The organism is Paenibacillus sp. LRG-1 (genome assembly GCF_057220305.1).
On the sequence record NZ_CM170126.1, the window covers coordinates 938,207 to 958,149 of the forward strand.

A 19,943-nucleotide genomic window follows, 5' to 3' on the forward strand; every position below is an offset into this window, starting at 1 on the left:
TCTACTTTCTTTTGCGCTTGCGCGGACGTCTGCGCGGGGTAGTGGTGCTTTTGCGCTGTGTCTTTTTCCGACGTGGGCGTGGTGGTGTGTATTCATCCAATTCCTCGGCGATATCTGTTGCAGAGTTTTTGCTCGCGGATTTGCCGAATGCTGGGAGAGAGCCCATAATCAGCTTCGCCATTGGAGCAAATTGCTGCACACTGGACATGACCTTTTGCACCTTGCCGACCGTAGCAACAATTCCATCAATACCACCCATACGGTCAATGAAGCCTTTGATTTCGTTGAGATTACTGAGGTTGCCAAGCCCCCCAAGCAGTCCTCCTTTGGCTGGAACCGGGTCTGGTGTGACCACGGCAGAATCCGTAATACTCGCTGGCGCCTCGTAAGGAACCAGCCCGGAAGAACCGGCTTGCGGAACCTCGTTGTATGGATCGAGTCCGGGATAAGGAGATGAACTATACGGATCGGAAAGGGAGCGCTGTAGCGGCCTCCGATGATAGTAGTGTCCAGGCATGAGATCACATTCCTTTGCAGGTTGATACTCTACTGTATGTTACAAACGCACAGTGGGTTTAGGCGCGTGTCCCGAAATCAGGTATAAAAGCGGATTTGGGCATTCGTACGGTACTTTTCTATGGTCATAATGTTGTTCTGTAATGCGTGAAACCGTTAATGCTTGAAAAAGCGACTATTCCTCGGGTACAATGAGGAGAGATCGTAACCTTGGGAGATGATAATCCATGCAGCTTAAGAAGCTTAATGATAAAAGTATTGATCAATTGTTCGAAGCTATTTTAACTCTTAAAAATTTGGAAGAGTGCTATGTATTTTTTGATGATCTGTGCACGATTAATGAAATTCAATCCCTCTCCCAACGTCTAGAGGTTGCCCGTATGCTAGGCAAAGGCAGCACATATAATCAGATTGAAGCAGAGACAGGGGCCAGTACAGCCACCATTTCACGTGTTAAACGTTGTCTGAACTATGGTAATGATGGGTATAAAATGACTCTGGAACGTCTGGGACGCTAATGCGGAGCCCTGGGATACTGGTAATCAGCCACGGCTCTAGGGAGCCGTATTGGGTGGAACAGGTGGATCAGGCAGTTGCAAAGCTCCATTTGCCGGAAGAAATACCGGTAGAGGTTTCATTTTTGGAAACGGTTAAAGAAAGATTGATTCAAAATGGTATTGACCGTCTGGAAGCCTTGGGTGTAACAGATATATTGGTTATACCTTTGTTTGTGTCATCAGGCAGTACGCATGTAGATGAGATTAGCTATGCACTGGGTGTCAAAGATGCGCCGGACAAAGAAACAGATTTGAAGCCGTTTCGAATGAAGGCGCGAGTGCATTTTGGCAGCCCGCTGGATGACGGAGAAGATGTTGCCCGCATGGTGTGGGACAAGGTTCGCCCGCTATCGGCCGACCCTGCGAGAGAGGTTATTTTACTCGTAGGTCACGGCAGTGTGCACAACGGCTTTTTTCAGCGCTGGGAGCAGGGGATTTCTTCGTTGGCCCGTACGGTGCAAAGCGTGAGTGGTATCATCACGGACCACGCTTTGTTAAATCCCGAGAGTGTGTACGACAAGGCAGCGTATTGGAATCAGGAGCGGGGTCATGATGTTATTGTGGCACCGCTATTTTTGAGTTCTGGATATTTTACAAGTCACATAATTCCTAAACGCTTGCAGGGGCTCGAATACCGTTATTCAGGAGATCCTTTATTGCCGCATCCTTTGCTCACAAGCTGGATGGATAGACAAGTTCGTGAATTATTGCAAAGTGTGCAGAAGCAAGCAAGGTCAAGTCATAGGTAGTCTAGTTCGGCTATAGCGTCATCTTAGCCTTAAATTTCCTTATTTGGGTAAAGTCTGGCTTCTTTTATTGTAAAAGAGGTCTTTTTCCAGTATGATGATATTTTGTACAGACTGAATGTGATGAACTGCTATGTGAATATAAATATCATTAAATATACGGGTGGCGTAACGGAATGAAAAGAGCTAGATTAATCTATAATCCGACCTCTGGGCGTGAGGAAATGAAGCGTCGTCTTGCGGATGTTTTGCAGCGCCTGGATGAAGGTGGTATTGAAGCCTCTTGCCATGCAACTACGGGTGAAGGGGACGCAACGCGTGCCGCAATAGAGGCCATTGAGCGTGGGTATGACATGATTATCGCCGCTGGTGGCGACGGTACATTGTATGAGGTCATTAACGGGATGGCTGAAAGAGAAAACCGCCCGCCCCTGGGTGTGTTTCCTTTGGGGACGACGAATGATTTCGCCAGAGCACTGGGCATCCCCAAGCACTGGGAGGATTATTGCGACCTAGTTATTCGTCAAAATCCGAAGCCGCTGGATATCGGAAAAGCGAACGACCGCTACTTTATCAACATTGCAGGCGGGGGAACTTTAACCGAGCTTACGTATGAAGTTCCGAGCAAGCTAAAAACGATGATTGGCCAGTTGGCGTATTATTTTAAAGGTATGGAGAAGATGGTCAGCCTTGCTCCACAGGAGCTGATCATCAAGGCATCGGGTCAGGAAGTGATTCACGACGAGTTTATGCTCTTCCTGATTGCGAATACGAATTCGGTGGGCGGGTTTGAAAAGCTTGCTCCCGGGGCGACAATAGATGATGGGCTCCTCGATGTCATCGCTGTGCGGAAATGCAATCTGGCGGAAATGATCCGATTGGTAACACTTGCTCTGCGTGGTGAGCATTTGCAGGATAAGAAGATTGTTTATTTTAAAACAGATTACATGGAAGTGACCTCACCCGGCTATGTCCAGCTTAATCTGGATGGCGAACTGGGGGGCACCTTACCAGCGACTTTCCAGAATTTACCTCATCATTTGAATGTTTTCCGGTGAGGAATGATGAGGAAATACTTCTGCTTCCGGGCGGCAACGCAATATAGTATATGGAATGCAGAGTAGGTAGTTGTTTTTGTGAACATATTGGTTCTTGCCGTTCTCCGTGGGGAGTAACGGCATTTTCGAGTTGATGTTTGTATGCTTAGATGACCATTCTAGTTAGACGTTCGAAGGAAAATACCGCATAAAAAGAAGATCAGAAAGAAGTGACAATCATGACGAATAACCGTAGCGGACGTGGAAAAAGCCGCCGGAATGCAGCGACAGCAACTCCTGTTCAAGGAAATCAGCACAAAAAGACTATGAAGGCGACAAGAGAGAGAGAACCGGAACAGTCTCGGGTTAGAGCTGGAAATGGGCTGCTTCAAGCCGAAATCAAACATAAAAATGGAAATATGAATGAAGTGGCTCAGAAGAAAAGGGAAAATGGACGAGATACTCGTCGTTCTTCCAACGGTGGACGAAGTCAGGATGCTTCCAAACGTATCCGATCCAGTGTAGAGCGTACCGATCTGCCTGTGCAAAAGAATGATGAGGCCGTGATAGACATCATCGGCATGAACCACGATGGCGAGGGTGTAGGGCGTGTCGAGGGTTTTACGTTGTTCGTTCCAGGTGCGTTACCGGGTGAAAAGGTACGGATAAAGGTGCTGAAAACGAAAAAGCAGTATGGGTATGCCAAGCTGCTAGATATCGCGCAGGCTAGCCCTGACCGGATTGCAGCTCCGTGTGCCATCTACGATCAATGCGGTGGCTGCCAGATCCAGCATATGAGCTACGAAGCGCAACTTAGCTGGAAACGCCAGCATGTCGTGGATGTGCTGGAGCGTATCGGGAAGCTGAGTGTGGCTACAGAGCCCAGTGAGCATACTGCACAGGTTTTGGCTGCTTCTGCGGATACAGATGGTGAGGCCGATACAGTCACGACTTCTGATTCGGCCATGAATACGGATGGAAATGCCGACAGCATGTCGCGTGTACATGGCGTAGTCGTGCATCCTACACTCGGTATGAGTGAGCCTTGGCGATACCGCAACAAAGCCCAGGTGCCGATTGGTGTCACCGAAGGCGGGCTTGTCGGCGGCTTCTACGCACGCGGCAGCCATCGAATTGTGGATATGAACACCTGTCTCATTCAGGACGAGCGTAATGACGAAGTTGTCGCACGTGTGAAAGAGATTGGCCGAATGCTGGGCATCAGTGCATATAATGAAGAAACCGGACGCGGGCTGCTGCGTCATGTCGTTGTAAAGACCGCTTTTCGCACGGGTGAAATGATGCTGGTGCTCGTGACGAATGGGCGAGATATTCCGCACGCAGATGCGTGGATCGGCAGTATTCGTGAGCATATCCCACACGTGGCAAGCATATGCCAGAACGTGAACACGAAGCGAACGAACGTTATTTTTGGCGACGAGACTAGTGTATTGTGGGGGCGTGACGTGATCTACGACTACATTGGAAACGTCCAGTTTGCGATTTCCGCGAGATCCTTTTATCAGGTGAATCCCGTACAAACAGAAGTGCTGTATAGCAAAACCGTCGAATATGCCGGGCTCACGGGCAAAGAAACGGTAATTGATGCGTATTGCGGCATCGGCACAATTTCTTTGTTCCTCGCTCAGCATGCGGATCAGGTGTATGGGGTCGAGATCGTTAAAGAAGCCATCGACGATGCACGGAGTAATGCGCTGTTGAACGAAATGCGCAATGTGAAATTTGAGGTAGGCGCGTCCGAGGACGTCATTCCTGCGTGGAAAGAGCAAGGCATCACCGCCGACGTTATCGTCGTCGATCCGCCCCGTAAGGGCTGCGATCCACGCCTGCTCGATACCATTCTGGAGATGAAGCCAGAGCGCGTGGTGTATGTATCCTGTAATCCAAGCACACTGGCGCGGGATTTAAGGATGTTGGAGGATGGCGGGTATAGTACAGTGGAAGTGCAACCCGTAGATATGTTTCCGCATACGGTGCATGTGGAGTGCGTGGTAGTGATATATCGAGATAAGAAGCATTGAGGTAGAAGGGGTTAAGAGTAACTTGAATATGTTCCTACATTCAAAAAGGCTTTAGGGTTGAGTGCGGGAACATATTTTATTTACATACATAAGACATGTGGAGTGTTGTTCACTGCTTGTGAGGGAAAATTAATACAAGATACATCGGTGTAGTCCCCCTTCAGCTAGGGGATATTTTCCATTTCCCTTGATATGTAGACCTTGACGCGCATTGATTATAGCTAGAAATATCATTGTCACTCTATAATTTATGATGAGCGCGGAAATAGCATTTTAATAGGAATGCGTCGAAGTTATTTTTACATTTCAGTTTTACAGACAGCCCCCTACTACCAGGTGCACTGTAGTGAGTAGACCAGCCACAAGCAGGGGCGTAACTATTTAGATTGCTGCTAGGGTAAAGCTCATAATAAAGACAAAGGGGAATCGGTGACTCGTGGAATTAACAGTTCTACAAGCCACCGAATAGTTTTAAGGTTCAGCTGAGTGACTTCACAGATTGCAGCTGCTTACTTAAGTCTTGTCATTCTTGTTGACGTCATTCTCGGAAGAATCCACTTGTTCTTGGTCGGGTGGACTGGGTTCTTGATGGGTTTCGCGGACTTGACGGTACGCTACATATAATTCGTAGTATCTTATCAGCTCGTCCACTGTATTATCATGAACTTGCTGAAGTGTATCTACGTTATTTATGAACCAATGGATGATATCAAGAAGTATATTCATTTGGGTATTTCTCCTTTCCTAGGGCGATCTGAGTCTTCATATAATCTTCACTATTCATATTGAACCTTCTGAAAATGAATGGTAGGGAGTGCTCCCCTCACTATCCACAGGACAGAAGAGGTCGTTTTGAGTACCGGAACTAGCGAAGATTTTTCAAGCGTTCTCTCAGTTGGGCGAACAGCTTCGTTTTCCTCTTATTAATCGCTTTCTGTGAAAGCCCAATATCAGCGGCGATATCCCGCTCGGATTTACCATTACTGAAGAGTTCCATAATCCTGCGGTTTTCAGGGTCCAATTCCTCCAGGGCTGCGAACAATTCTTCGAGCAGAAGCTTGTCCGCTACGAATTCAGCGATATCGACTGTGGTGGATACTTCGAAGCCATCCTCGGTGAACTTGTCCAATGAAAGGACACTGTTTGTCCGTTCTATTGGCGGGAGTCCTTTTTCTGCACGCTCTAAATCGCATTCACGACAGCTTTTGGTGCAACGATTGCCTTTTTCATCTAGGCAGCGCATTTCTCGCTCCTTGCGCTTACGTTCTGCCCACGCCGGACGTTTGTAGGCTCGATAGACTTCTTCGGAAGCGGGGATTTGCTGGCCGTCGATAAATACGTGCCACTCACCTTCGTAATAATTACTGTTCTTTGGTTGACTCTGATTTTCTTTGATTGACATATAAAAAGCCCTCCTTCGGTTTGAGCCGAAATGGAGAGCTTTTTTGATACTACAAGCTAGACCACAGATGGTCGGTAGCAATTCAATAGGATTTCTCCATTTCGAATTGCAACCTCACTTCCGGTGGTCGATTGCAAATATTTAGTTGTAGTTCACACAACACCGGAATACCCTGCAGGTGGCTGTCGTGTGAAGGTTTCAATCTATGTATTAATAGTAATTCAGTCATAATTGTCCCAACAGGAAGTCGGACTTCATGGTATTTGGACAAAAAATGAGCCCTTGCAAATAAACAAAATACTGTTTATTTGCAAGAGCTTTGATAATGCTCGAAAAGAAACACGAAGTCAGACTTCATGTTTTCTCGAAATTTATTTGATTGTGGCGTATAAAACAATAAAAATCAGATAATATAATAGTGCATTCAATTTTGGTATGCGAATACCAAAATTGAATATCAATTGACACAACTCATGTGCGGTGCTATATTTTATGTATAATAATAACGGTGAGTTGTTTTGCAAAGGGGGGATAAAGGTGCGTAACGACAAGCGGATGAACCATATTTGGAGTCGATATAATGCATTGAGGGGATATACTGCTCAGTCAGAGTTGCCTAGTGCATTGTTCCTTTTGAAGAAGACAAAAGATGAGTTTGCATCAAATTCAAAAAAACCTACTGAGCAGAAAGCTTATGAGGTAATGATTTCAATATCGAATAGTTACGGAATGAAAAATCCATACCCGGATTCAAAGGTGTTTTTTGGTGCTTTTATGGCTATGGATGATGAAGATATTGATTGGGAAATGGTACTGGCATCTGCAGATCATAAAGAGATGTTTTATATACCGAAAGTGCTAATTACCGAATTTGAAAAACATTTTAATCCAAACACTAAGACGGTATTGATTCCTGAAGCTGAAAAATTTGTACCTTACCTTACTGAAGTAGTAAGCCGACATACTGAATGTGAATTCTTCATAACTACCATGAATAGCGTGAGTAAAGTTCTTCTCGACGAAATGTTTAAGGAGTATGTCAATGTAATTGTCGAGCAGACAAGTATTTATGATTACGAGTTCTCAGCAAGGAAGTTTGATTTAATTTTGGCGGTACCTATATTTGGAGCAAGAGAACGCGGAGAAAATAACGGAGATTTCATTTGTAGGGAATATGAAATGATAGCTGTAGAAAACTTGCTCTTACACTTGAATAGTTCGGGTGTATTGGTAATTGTACTTCCAGCTCGAATAACTTTTGCTGCGGGCTCAATTAAAGACTTAAGGGAATTTATACAAGGCATGTATAAATTGGAGGAAATAGCTGAGCTGCCAACTGGGATATTTTCATCTACCGCTATTAAGACGTATATGTTTACGATCACAACTGGCCGAACAGAAGATGTAATGATTAAGAGGTATGATGCTGCTACAAGCAACATCAAAAAAAATGGAATTAATGAACTGGTTCTCATAGATGATACATTTGTTATGCTGGAAGAGTTAATGGAAATGGGATACTGGAATGTTGATCATATTTTTGGGATGGTGGATGAAGATTGGCAGCGTTATCAGAACTCAAGTATTAAAAAAGAAGAATTAGGTAATGTTGCTGAAGTTTTTCGCGGAAAGGCCATCAACAAAAAAGATGCTAATGGTAGCATTGGAGTCGTAAATATATCGAACCTTAATGATTATGATATTGATTATGCGGGTCTTGATCACATCGAAGAGGAAGAGCGTAAAGTTGCAAATTACTTACTTAGAGATGGGGATTTATTATTACCAGCACGTGGAACAGCGATCAGAATAGCGATTTTCCAAGAACAGAAGTATCCTTGCATCGCGTCATCAAACATTATTGTAATAAGACCGAATGAAAAACTGCTTTTAGGGACATACCTAAAAGTTTTCTTGGATAGCCCCTTGGGGAATAAAGTTTTAGCAGGAAAACAGCAAGGAACAGTCGTCATTAATATTAGCTATAAAGACTTGAAGACGCTAGAAATCCCGTTGCTCAGGGTTGACGAACAAAAGGTGATCGCAGAAGAATATGAGCAGGAACGTTCCATATATGTAGAAAACATTCGTCTTGCTGAGGATAGATGGAATGAAGTTATGGAGCGTCTTCAAAAAACTATTATGAATGTGAAACAATAAAATATTGACATTAATAACTGTGTTGTAATGGGGAGCTATTTAAAAAGTTTGTATGCATGCTGAGACTTCATTAAAAGTATCAGCCCAGCACCAGGGAGGAAATTGCATGATCGGGGCTATCATTGGCGATATTGTCGGTTCCAGATTTGAATGGGATAATCATCGCTCGAAAGATTTTGATTTTTTAACATACAAGTGTTTTTTCACTGATGACTCGGTGATGTCATTAGCGATATGTGATGCACTTATGATCTGTAAACATGATTTTAGTGACTTGAGTGACCAAGCTGTTAAATCCATGCAAGTTATTGGAAGACCCTACCCGAGTAGCGGGTACGGAGGTATGTTTTATAAATGGATATACAGTGATTCGCCAGAACCGTATTACAGTTTCGGAAACGGTGCAGCAATGAGAGTTAGCGCCTGTGGCTATGTAGCTACTTCCATCAAAGAAGTTAGATTGCTATCGCACAAGGTGACAGTTGTAACACATAATCATGCTGAGGGGATAAAAGGTGCGGAGGCTATTGCTGTTGCAGTCTTTCTGGCTCGTAGCGGGAAAAATATCTTAGAAATTCGCGATTACATTGATAAGCACTACTACCCCATGAATTTCACGCTTGATGGAATCCGGGAAACATACCAATTTAACGAGACTTGCCAAGAAACAGTTCCGCAAGCACTTGTTGCATTCTTCGAGTCATTTAATTTTGAAGACGCAATTCGGAACGCTGTCTCAATTGGTGGAGATAGTGATACGTTAGCTACAATTACTGGAGGTGTGGCAGAGGCCTACTACGGAGTGCCGACAAATATTAGAAAGCACGCACTGACATTTCTTGATGAACGGCTTCTGAAGATACTGCTTGAGTTCGAAAACTTATATCCCGCAAAGATGGAAAAGATACAGTCTTCAGTGAGCGTCAGCATTAAAGAAGAGTTTGTCGGAGCTAAAATAAAAACTGGAGGTAGAGAAGAAATGATCCAATCAGCGATGGATGCTGCTGATGAAGCGCTAAAAAACAGTAATTCAGAGCCTGAAGAAACAACAAGCCAGAAGCTATTTTCTCACCTATTTGAAGCCTGCAATATTTTGCGAGGCCCAATTAATCAGGATGAGTTCAAGAGCTATGTAACGCCAATTCTCTTTTTTAAACGATTATCAGATGTTTATGATGAAGAAACACAAGCTGCATTGGAAGAGTCCGGGGGCGATGAAGAATTTGCTAGTTTTCCAGAAAACCATCGTTTCATTATTCCTGATGGATGCCATTGGCAGGACGTTCGTGAAGTAAGCGAGAACGTCGGAGTAGCAATAGTCAAGGCCATGAACGGCATTGAACGTGCCAACCCAGATACACTCTATGGCGTTTTTTCTAGTTTTGACGACGCAAACTGGACTGATAAAAACAAACTTTCAGATGAACGCTTAAAGGATCTCATTGAACACATGTCAGAAATTAAAGTAGGCAATGAAAACTACTCATCTGATGTGATGGGAGATAGTTATGAATATTTAATCAAAAAATTTGCTGATCTTTCTAAGAAAAATGCAGGTGAATTCTATACGCCTCGATCAGTTGTAAAATTAATGGTCAAAATTCTAGATCCGAAGCCAGGCGAGACAGTTTATGATCCTGCTTGTGGTACTGGTGGTATGTTGATCGAAGCAATTCGGAATGTACATGATGATAAAAGCACGTATGGCAGGATCTATGGTCAAGAGAAGAACTTAGCAACTTCAGCAATCGCAAGAATGAATCTATTTTTACATGGAGCGAGGGATTTTAAGGTTAAGCAAGGAGATACTTTGAAATTACCACTTTTCATACATCATGGAGAATTGCAAACATTTGATTGTGTAATTGCGAATCCACCGTTTTCGTTAAAAGCTTGGGGAGCAGATCAATTTGCCTCAGATATTTACGGTAGAAATCTATGGGGGAGCCCTTCTGATTCCAGTGCTGATTTTGCTTGGCTTCAACATATGGTGAAATCTATGGATAAAAAGAATGGACGCTGTGCGGTCGTTCTTCCACAGGGTGTCCTTTTCCACAGAGGCAGAGGGGGAGAAATTCGTAAGCAACTAATTGAATCTGACATACTAGAATGTGTAATTACTTTAGTCAGTGGGATATTTTACAGTACAGGCGTATCAGCATGTATTCTTATTTTAAACAACAATAAAGCGCAAGAACATAAAGGGAAAATATGCCTAATTGATGCATCAAAAATTTATACTGCACAAAGAGCTCAAAATATAATGACTGAGAAAGATGTTGAAGAAGTTTACAAACTTTTCAAAAACTACGAGTCAGTTATTGAGAAGTCTAAGGTAGTGTCTCTTGAAGATATAAAGTTAAAAGAGTATACACTCTCTGTGAACAGCTATATTGAAAAAGCACCAATAGAAGCGATATGTCCTAAGGAAGTTAAGAAGGCATTTTTGGCAGCATTAAATGAAGTTCTAGAAGCAGAAAAAAACTTAAAATCCTTATTGGTAGAAGGGGGTTACATTAGTGAGTAATAGAATTACATTAGATGAGCTAAAATCATATTTATGGAATTCAGCAGTATTTTTACGAACTCATATTGATGCAGGCTCATATAAGCAATACATCTTCCCACTCATGTTTTTTAAAAGAATTTGTGACGTGTATGATGAAGAATGTGTAGATATCCTTGAGGAATATGACGGGGATGAGGATGCAATCGAGTGGGAAGAAAATCACAGATTCATTGTTCCGAAAGGTTTTCACTGGAATGATGTCAGAACAGTATCAGAAAATGTAGGCGTTGCAATTGTAAATGCATTTCGAGCAATTGAAAAAGCAAATCCTGAAAAATTGCAAGGTGTTTTTGGGGATGGTGCTTGGACCAATAAAAACAGATTACCTGATAAATTACTTAAAGACCTTATTGAGCATTTCTCATCAAAAACGCTCAGTATGAAAAATTGTCCTGAGGACGAGCTCGGACAAGGTTATGAATATTTGATTAAAAAGTTTGCTGATGATAGTGGGCACACTGCCCAAGAATTTTATACAAATCGTACCGTCGTTCACCTAATGACAGAAATGCTTAAACCACAATCTGGTGAAAGTATTTACGATCCTACCTGTGGTAGCGCAGGTATGCTTATTTCTGCCATTGCTTATTTGAAGCAACAAGGACTTGAATGGAGAAATGTAAAAGCATACGGACAAGAGATCAATGCTCTTACATCTGCAATTGGAAGGATGAATTTGTTTTTACACGGTGTAAAGGACTTTCATATTGTAAATGACGATATTTTAAAGAAACCTGCTTTTGTGGAGCAAGGTGAGTTAATGCAGTTTGACTTAGTACTAGCGAATCCACCATATTCGATTAAACAATGGGATAGAGAAGCATTTTCAGCTGATAAGTATGGCCGGAATTTTCTGGGCACACCACCTCAGGGAAGGGCTGATTATGCGTTTTTTCAACACATTTTGAAGAGCCTTAATCCGAATACGGGTAGATGTGCAATTTTATTTCCACATGGTGTTTTGTTTAGGGATGAAGAAAGAGAAATGCGTGAAAAGCTTGTAAGAAGTGATTTGGTCGAATGTGTAATTGGGATCGGGAAAAATCTATTTTTCAATTCACCGATGGAGGCATGTATTATTATATGCCGAACGCGAAAAGCACATTCCCGTAAAGGAAAAGTATTGTTTATTGATGCAAAAAATGAAGTCACTCGAAAAAATACAGAGAGTTATTTGGAAGAAGATCATATACAGAAGATAGCACAAACTTACACCGAATTTAAAGTGCAAGATGGTTTTTCAGCAATTGCCACAATAGAACAGATTATCGGATATGACAGTAAACTGAGTATCCCGCTTTATGTAAGTGGGTCTAACAGTGTTGAAGATGAGGAGACGTTATATTCTGTGGAAGAGGCACTGGATGGATGGCTTGCTAGCAGTGCTAATTTTAGAGAATCTTATGAGACTTTGAAATACTTGCTTTTAGAGAGTGGTGGTGAAGAAAATGCCTAAATATAGATTTGAAGATATTGCATTTAATATAACACAAAAAAGAAAGCCAACATCAGATGATATGAAAACATATATTGGACTAGAACATTTAGATAGCGGCAGTCTTTCTGTTACAAGATGGGGAAGCAACGTGCCAATAAAAGGCGATAAGCTTCTAATGCAAGAGGGAGATATTCTTTTTGGAAAAAGGAATGCCTATCTAAGAAGAGCGGCTGTTGCACCTCATGATGGGCTCTTTTCTGCTCATGGGATGATCCTGCGACCTAATGAGAAAGTAATCTCAAAGAAGTTGTTTCCATTTTTCATTTGTTCGGATTATTTCTTTGATGCAGCTATCAGAATTTCAGTTGGATCATTGTCACCCACTATTAATTGGAGTGCACTTAAAGAACTTGAATTTAGACTTCCTGATATGAATAAGCAAGAAGAACTAGCAGATCTATTATGGGCTGCCAATAATACAAAAGAGGCTTACAAGAAATTACTTTATCTCACTGATGAGCTTGTCAAATCGCAATTTATCGAGATGTTTGGGGATCCGGTCGACAACCCGAAGGGGTGGCCTACAGATCTCATTGGAAATTTAGCAGATATGATTATTGCAGGACAGAGCCTTAATGGGGAGAACAAGCTTATTGGGAATGGTGAAAAGGCAGTGCTCAAGGTAAGTGCTGTTACTTATGGATATTTTAAGCCTGATGAATATAAGGTGATTCAGGATAAAACAACTATTAAGAAAAACATATACCCTGAAGCGGGTGATTTGCTTTTTAGCCGCGCAAATACACGAGAAATGGTTGGTGCTACTGCACTTATAGAGCAAGTTTATCCTGATTTACTTTTACCAGATAAGTTATGGAAAATGAGGTTTACAAAGCAGGTTACTTCTAGATATATGAAATTTGTCCTAAGCTGTGATACTATGCGTTCAAAATTGTCTGAAATGGCGACTGGAACGAGTGGTTCGATGTTTAATATCTCAATGGAGAAAGTGAAAAATATAACCATCCCAATTCCTAACAAAGTGCTACAAACGAGGTTCGACGTTTTTGTCCAACAGACCGATAAATCAAAAATTGAATTGGAACAGAGCATTGCTAACCTCGAAATCACGATGAAAGCCTTAATGACACAGAACTTTGGCTAATTATATTCTAGAGTTTATTAAAGATTGGAGGCGAGTTGATGTTTAATGAAGATAACACGATAGAACAACTGGTAATCACTACACTTAGAAGTAATGGGTGGAAGTACGTACCAGCTGAAGAGCTACCACGTGAATACTCGGATGTCATGGTTGAATCTATGGTAAAAGAGGCCCTCATCCGCCTTAATCCTGAAATTGCTGAAGAACCATCTCGCGCAGATGAAGTTATCTATAAACTGCGTACGTTAATATTGACGGTTCAGCCGCACAACCTAGTAACACAGAATGAAATGTTCAAGAAGATGGTTTTTGAAGAGAATTCCTACCCATTCGGCAAAGATGGACGAATGATTCCCATTCGTTTCTTTGGAACAATGACTAAGCAAGACTTGGCTCTGAACGAATTTGTTGTCACCAATCAATGGGTATATCCACAAAAAGAGAACGGTAAGAGGCTAGATATTGTTCTATTGATTAATGGATTTCCTGTAGCGATTGGTGAGTTAAAAACGCCTGTTCGTAATTCTATTACATGGTTGGATGCTGCTGGAGACATAGCTGCATATGAAAAGAGCATACCAGGCATGTTTGTAACTAACATATTCAATTTTGCTACAGAAGGCAAATGTTATAGATATGGTTCAGTTTGCATGCCAATTGGAATGTGGGGTCCATGGCATACTCCTAATCATAAAAGTGAAGGAAGTCTTGCTGATGTAAAAATCAGTGTTGAAGATATGATTACACCTGAAAAGATCATGGACATTTTTCAGTTCTTTACATTATTTGCAACTGATAAAAAGTATCGCAAATATAAAGTCATATGTCGTTATCAACAATATGAAGGTGCGAATCTTATTGTGGAACGTGTAAAGGCTGGATACCCGAAACAAGGTCTTATCTGGCATTTTCAGGGTTCGGGTAAATCATTGCTGATGGTTTTTGCAGCACAAAAACTTAGAATGATGCCTGAATTAAACAATCCTACCATAGTTATCGTTGATGACCGAATTGACCTAGAGACGCAGATAACTGCAACATTTAATGCGTCTGATATTCCTAATCTTGTAAGTCTTGGCTCAAAGGACGAATTAGAATCTTTTTTCTTAGGGGACCAGAGAAAGATTGCAATAACAACAATCTTTAAGTTTGGTGATGTTAAAAAGGAACTTAACCCTAGAGACAATATCATACTTATGGTGGATGAAGCTCATAGAACTCAGGAAGGGGACCTAGGTAGTAAGATGCGTCTTGCTCTTCCGAATGCGTTTTTCTTTGGCCTTACAGGTACACCGATTAACCGTATTGATAAGAATACTTTCAATACATTTGGTGCAGTTGAGGATAAGAGTGGATATATGAGTAAGTATTCCTTTTCGGATTCAATCCGTGACAATGCGACGTTACCATTGAATTTCGAACCAGTACCAGTGGACCTACATGTGGATAGAGAAAAGCTCGATGCTGAATTCGAAGCATTAACAGAGAATTTATCTAACGAAGATAAAGCAGAGCTGTCTCGGAGAGTCAACATGAAAGCTATTATGTATGACCGCAAGCGTATCAGAAAGATATGTGAGCATATAGCGAAGCATTACCGGGAGAAAATTGAACCGAATGGATACAAAGGTCAGGTTGTTTGTTATGACAGAGCATGCTGTCTTATGTATAAAGAAGAACTTGATAAATTGCTAGGTCCAGAAGCAACTACCATCGTGATGGACACAAATAATGACAAAGAGGATAAATATAAAGCGTATAAACGTGATAGGGATGCAGAAGGAAAGGTTTTAGACAGGTTTAGAGAACCTAACGACCCATTAAAGCTTGTTATTGTAACGTCAAAGCTTCTTACTGGTTTTGATGCACCTATATTGCAGGCTATGTATCTTGATAAGCCAATGAAAGATCATAATTTGCTGCAGGCCATCTGTCGTACTAACAGAACCTATGATGAAGGTAAGACTCATGGTTTGATTGTTGACTACATAGGTATTTTTGATAATGTAGCAACGGCTTTGGACTTTGATGAATCGAGCATGAAAAAGGTCATTTCGAATATTGAAGAAGTGAAAAAGCAGATTCCTGCACTAGTGCGTAAATGTTTGAGTTATTTCATGGGAGTAGACCGTACAATAGATGGCTGGGAAGGTTTAATTGCTGCACAAGAATGTTTGCCAAACAATAAGATCAAGGACGAATTTGGAGCCGATTATAAAGTGCTCAATCGAGCGTGGGATGCGCTATCGCCAGATCCGTTTCTAAATTCAATGAAATTCGATTATCAATGGCTGACAAGAGTATTCGAATCCGTGAAACCTACTGATGGCAGAGGCGGGTTGATTTGGGCTTCTCTTGGGGTGAAAACATTGGAACTAGTTCACGAGAATCTGCAAGTCGGAGAAGTACATGATGATATGGAAATTCTTACGATGGATGCAGATTTAATCGATGAATTTATTGAAAAACAAAAAGATCTGAGAAAGACAACGATCAAAGTTGAAATTGACCTGGTCGCAAGAATTCGAAAACATAGTAACGATATCAAATTCGTTAAATTAGGAGAAAAACTTGAAAATCTCCGCGAGAAACACGAACAAGGACTAATAACCAGTATTGAGTTTCTAAAACTGCTATTAGAGCTTGCACGGGAGGCTGCAGAAGCTGAACAAGAAGTAGTTCCCGAGGAAGAAGTGGATAAAGGCAAAGCGGCATTAACAGAGCTTTTTGATGGGTTGAGGAATTCAAAGACACCAATTATCGTTGAACGAATTGTTGGCGATATAGATGATATTGTTAAGATTGTACGATTTGATGGTTGGCAGGGTACAACTGCAGGAAAACAGGAAGTGAAGAAAGCCCTTCGGAGTGTTGTCTGGGTCAAATACAAAATAAAAGACAAAGAAGTTTTTGATAAAGCCTATCAGTACATTGAGCAATATTACTAATTCGGAGACCAGATGTGATGAGAATCCGGTAGGGGGATAAGGTGCATAATAACTATAATTCATTCGAAACTTACCTCGAAGACATTTATTATGATGAAATGCATCGAGCAATAAAAAACTCCATCCTTCAAAAAGGAAGATCGATTGATCTTAATTCTTATTATGTATTAGATCCATCATATATTGATATAGAGAACATCCGTGTGAAAAGCATAACATTCTATGGTATCGAACACCGTCAAATTTTTTTTAATGCTACTATCAATGCTGAAATTGTTTTAAAAGGGATGGGTAAACGTGACTATGAAGCTGATAGACAGTCTAAATGGTTTATTTTATCCTTCTACGGACATCTAATATCAGGCCTTCGAAAAGTCATGATAATTGATGTTAGGAATTACAGCAAAGAGAGATTTAGCAAAGAAAACGCACTATCAAAGTACCTTGTCCCTTATTTATATTCGGAAGACCTGGATAATGAAGCTGAAAAATTCTTGCAAAAGTATTATCCAGAAGCACTGGAGAATCCAATGCCATTAGACATGGCCGAACTGCTGGACAATATGTGTCTAACTATGCATTATGCACCTTTGCCAGATAACATCTTTGGTAAGTCATACTTTGGTGAGGCTCAGGTGGAAGTATTCGAGGAGGACATGAAACACACGCGAACAGAAAATGTTGATGTTGGAACCATATTGGTAAATCCCAATGTGTTTTTTATGAGAAATATTGGTTCTGAAAATAATACAATTGTTCATGAATGTGTTCATCACGATCTCCATGCAAACTTTTTCGAATTACAGAAGCTGCTGAATAATGACGTAGTTTCAATAAGTTGTGAAGTAGTCGAGGAATACGGAAAGGATACTATAGGGATTGATAAAGCTTTACACTGGATGGAATGGCAGGCAAACGTTCTAACACCAAGAATCTTAATGCCTTTAAAAACTACAAAACAGAAACTGAATGAAATATTGGTACGGTTACACAATGAAAAGCAAAATCTGCGAAATGCTGAGAATCTGCAGCTTGCAATTGAGGAACTCGCTAGTTTTTTTGGCGTATCCAAATTAGCAGCAAAACTACGAGCGATTGACGTTGGGTTTGAGCAGGCAGCAGGGACTTTTGTATATGTCGATGGTAGATACTATCCGCCATATTCCTTCCGAAGTGGCGCATTAGGAAAGAATCAAACATTTGTAATTGATGAGATGAATGCTTTTAATGAAGCAAAAATGTCGCAAGAGCTTTCGGAAATGGTGTTCTCAGATAAAGTTGTTTATGTAAATGCCATGTTTTGCATTAACGATCCCCATTACGTAATACGGTACGAAGATGGCTCAATTGAGTTGACTGAGTATGCATTAGAGCATGCTGATGAGTGCTGTTTGATCTTTGATAGAACAAATCGAATCAGCAAATTGTACGATGATTCCTTTTATAGGAGGTGCTTTCTCTGTAGGGATGTTAATGCTGTCAATTTTGTTGAGGCAACGTACAATCCAAATTATATAGATAATCAAACTGCACAAGAGCGTGCAGAGGAGACCGCAAAAATAAGTGCTTTCTCCAAAGAAGTTTCGGATGAACTAATGAATATGCCGGGGAGCTTTTCAAAAACACTGGGATACCATATTAAAAGAAGAAGCATAACCAATGAGATTCTAGCTGAACGTTCTGGATTAAGTTCGAGGATTATTAGTGATTATAGGAATAACGAATCGTTAACAAAAGAATTACCAACGGTTATGGCATTATGTATTGGATTGAATTTACATCAGTTTTATGCGGATGACTTTATTGCAAAGGCTGGGCATCAGTGGAAAATGACGCCAGACCACATGTTATATAGATGGTTATTGGCTTCACATTCGGATGAAAACTTATATCAATGGAACAAGAGGTTAGAAGATGCAGGTATACATCAACGTCTTCCAAGTAATAAACATTAGCCATCATTGACGATAATCAATTCATTAGAGGTATTTTAAATAAGCCATTTACTATAGTTATACAGGACATTACAGAAATAAAAGTTGATGCTATTCTCAATGCGACGAATACCATGTGCCGGATGGTGTGTATTCATTATTATGGGACAATTCTTTATTGGGTATGAGGCTGAACGAGAAACCGTAGTGCAAATCAGTAATACGCCTTCTCTAGTGGACGAAAAAAGCACTCGACGAGTGTTGAAAAATTACTTGTTCGGCTTCAGCACCTTGAAAAAGTCTCAGAATTGCAGTCGGTAGCTGACCAAGTATTGGGTAAGCAACTACATAACCACGAACCGATTGTATCCAAAGAAATATTTGAAGCGGTACAAAAAGAGAAGGAACGGAGAGCCAAGCTGAAAGGGAGCGTAATGGGAGAGAGTAAAAGATACTCCAGTAAATATGCACTGAGCAGTAAAGTATATTGTGGATGCTGTGGAGCCATTTTTAAACGCCGAACCTGGAACAGCAATAACCCATCCAAAAAAGTGGTATGGCAGTGCAAAACGTATGTCAATGAGGGTAAAACAGCATGTGATGCCAAATCGGTTGATGAGCAAGTTTTACATTCCGCGTTTGTACGATTGTTCAACCGGATGTATGAGAACAAGGAAAGATTGATTAAAACGCTGAAAGGAAATATTGTATCGGTACTTTCCAGCAGAGTAGAGCAAGAAACACTATTGGACATTGAAGGAAAGATGCAACAATTGAAATCCGACTTGAAGGAATTAGTGAATCTCAAGCTACGGAATCAGATGGATGAGATGGTTTATGATGAAGAAACGAACAGGCTTTCCAGCGAGCTCAACGAGCTACGGCAACAGATGCTGATATTAGAGGAGGAAGAGGATCAGAAAGCAAAAATCAAGGAGCGAGTCGATGGAATCATTCAGGTACTAAGCTCACGGCAAGATATACTAAAACAATTTGATGATAACCTATTCAATGCGTTGATGGAGAAGATCTTGATTCTCTCACCAGCGCATTTGTTTTTACCTTGAAAAGTTGAATGAGCATAGATGAAATATTGGACTAACAGAATCATAGGCTAATGCGATAAATAGACTAACGAGTAACTGTGGGGTGTATGACTGGGAGAATCAATCGAATCCCGTCTTTTACTCCTTCCATATAGATGGATTGTTTGTCCTGACTTAATTGATAGCCTATTGCTTCTTCCCATTCAGATAGCAGATGTTGAATATCTTCGTTTTGGTTGGTTTTGAATTGATCCATTTGCGTAAATAGATTTTTACCCTCTGATGAATATGAAGCCTGTTGTTCACTGGCTAGTTCTAATTGATCTTGAAACCAATCTGGCCAATTTGACATTGTGTGCTTCCCCTCCCGTGGTTTGAGTGTG

General features: G+C 41.1%; 15 protein-coding genes. 11 read left to right on the forward strand and 4 right to left on the reverse strand.

Annotated elements, in window-relative coordinates; translation table 11 throughout:
* Position 1 precedes the first annotated feature (1 nt).
* A complete protein-coding gene (locus ACUUJN_RS04230; protein ID WP_025721205.1) occupies positions 2-517 on the reverse strand; it encodes a hypothetical protein in 516 nt (171 codons plus the stop codon).
* 226 nt (positions 518-743) lie between these two features.
* On the opposite strand from ACUUJN_RS04230, the gene ACUUJN_RS04235 reads away from it, so the two are divergent.
* From ACUUJN_RS04235 to rlmD, 4 genes are all read left to right on the forward strand, one after another.
* Positions 744-1,034 carry a YerC/YecD family TrpR-related protein gene (locus tag ACUUJN_RS04235; RefSeq protein WP_007428885.1) on the forward strand — a complete coding sequence of 97 codons (291 nt, stop codon included), beginning with the start codon at positions 744-746 and terminating at the stop codon, positions 1,032-1,034.
* Entirely contained in the window at positions 1,034-1,822 is a 789-nt protein-coding gene (locus tag ACUUJN_RS04240; protein WP_028542001.1) for a sirohydrochlorin chelatase, read from the forward strand. The genes ACUUJN_RS04235 and ACUUJN_RS04240 overlap by 1 nt, the downstream gene beginning before the upstream one ends.
* Positions 1,823-1,995: 173 nt before the next feature.
* Positions 1,996-2,877 carry a diacylglycerol kinase gene (locus tag ACUUJN_RS04245; protein ID WP_068938553.1) on the forward strand — a complete coding sequence of 294 codons (882 nt, stop codon included), beginning with the start codon at positions 1,996-1,998 and terminating at the stop codon, positions 2,875-2,877.
* A 218-nt stretch (positions 2,878-3,095) separates the two neighbouring features.
* Positions 3,096-4,898 (forward strand): 23S rRNA (uracil(1939)-C(5))-methyltransferase RlmD, encoded by a 1,803-nt coding sequence (gene rlmD, locus ACUUJN_RS04250; RefSeq protein WP_484669291.1) that lies wholly within the window; start codon positions 3,096-3,098, stop codon positions 4,896-4,898.
* A 513-nt stretch (positions 4,899-5,411) separates the two neighbouring features.
* Here the strand turns inward: rlmD and ACUUJN_RS04255 are convergent.
* Entirely contained in the window at positions 5,412-5,624 is a 213-nt protein-coding gene (locus ACUUJN_RS04255; protein WP_484669292.1) for a hypothetical protein, read from the reverse strand.
* Between the two features lie 139 nt (positions 5,625-5,763).
* A complete protein-coding gene (locus ACUUJN_RS04260; protein ID WP_484669293.1) occupies positions 5,764-6,300 on the reverse strand; it encodes a hypothetical protein in 537 nt (178 codons plus the stop codon).
* 537 nt (positions 6,301-6,837) lie between these two features.
* Here ACUUJN_RS04260 and ACUUJN_RS04265 point away from each other — a divergent pair.
* The 7 genes from ACUUJN_RS04265 to ACUUJN_RS04295 all read left to right on the forward strand — a co-directional run bounded on the left by ACUUJN_RS04265 (position 6,838) and on the right by ACUUJN_RS04295 (position 19,581).
* Positions 6,838-8,460, forward strand: coding sequence for a restriction endonuclease subunit S (locus tag ACUUJN_RS04265; RefSeq protein WP_484669294.1), 1,623 nt, complete (start codon positions 6,838-6,840; stop codon positions 8,458-8,460).
* A 106-nt stretch (positions 8,461-8,566) separates the two neighbouring features.
* Positions 8,567-10,987 (forward strand): N-6 DNA methylase, encoded by a 2,421-nt coding sequence (locus ACUUJN_RS04270; RefSeq protein ID WP_484669295.1) that lies wholly within the window; start codon positions 8,567-8,569, stop codon positions 10,985-10,987.
* Complete coding sequence (locus tag ACUUJN_RS04275; RefSeq protein WP_484669296.1) at positions 10,980-12,485, forward strand: type I restriction-modification system subunit M; 1,506 nt, start codon at positions 10,980-10,982, stop codon at positions 12,483-12,485. Before ACUUJN_RS04270 ends, ACUUJN_RS04275 begins: the two co-directional genes overlap by 8 nt.
* Positions 12,478-13,632: a restriction endonuclease subunit S gene (locus ACUUJN_RS04280; protein ID WP_484669297.1), complete on the forward strand. Its 1,155-nt coding sequence runs from the start codon at positions 12,478-12,480 to the stop codon at positions 13,630-13,632. Before ACUUJN_RS04275 ends, ACUUJN_RS04280 begins: the two co-directional genes overlap by 8 nt.
* Positions 13,633-13,670: 38 nt before the next feature.
* Positions 13,671-16,580 carry a type I restriction endonuclease subunit R gene (locus tag ACUUJN_RS04285; protein WP_484669298.1) on the forward strand — a complete coding sequence of 970 codons (2,910 nt, stop codon included), beginning with the start codon at positions 13,671-13,673 and terminating at the stop codon, positions 16,578-16,580.
* Positions 16,581-16,621: 41 nt separating this feature from the next.
* The gene (locus ACUUJN_RS04290; RefSeq protein ID WP_484669299.1) at positions 16,622-18,535 is read left to right on the forward strand and encodes a hypothetical protein; all 1,914 of its coding nucleotides are present in this window, start codon (positions 16,622-16,624) and stop codon (positions 18,533-18,535) included.
* 287 nt (positions 18,536-18,822) lie between these two features.
* Entirely contained in the window at positions 18,823-19,581 is a 759-nt protein-coding gene (locus ACUUJN_RS04295) for a recombinase zinc beta ribbon domain-containing protein (RefSeq protein ID WP_484669300.1), read from the forward strand.
* Between the two features lie 64 nt (positions 19,582-19,645).
* Here ACUUJN_RS04295 and ACUUJN_RS04300 read toward each other — a convergent pair whose 3' ends face one another.
* Positions 19,646-19,912 (reverse strand): hypothetical protein, encoded by a 267-nt coding sequence (locus ACUUJN_RS04300; RefSeq protein ID WP_069080204.1) that lies wholly within the window; start codon positions 19,910-19,912, stop codon positions 19,646-19,648.
* Between the last annotated feature and the right edge of the window lie 31 nt (positions 19,913-19,943).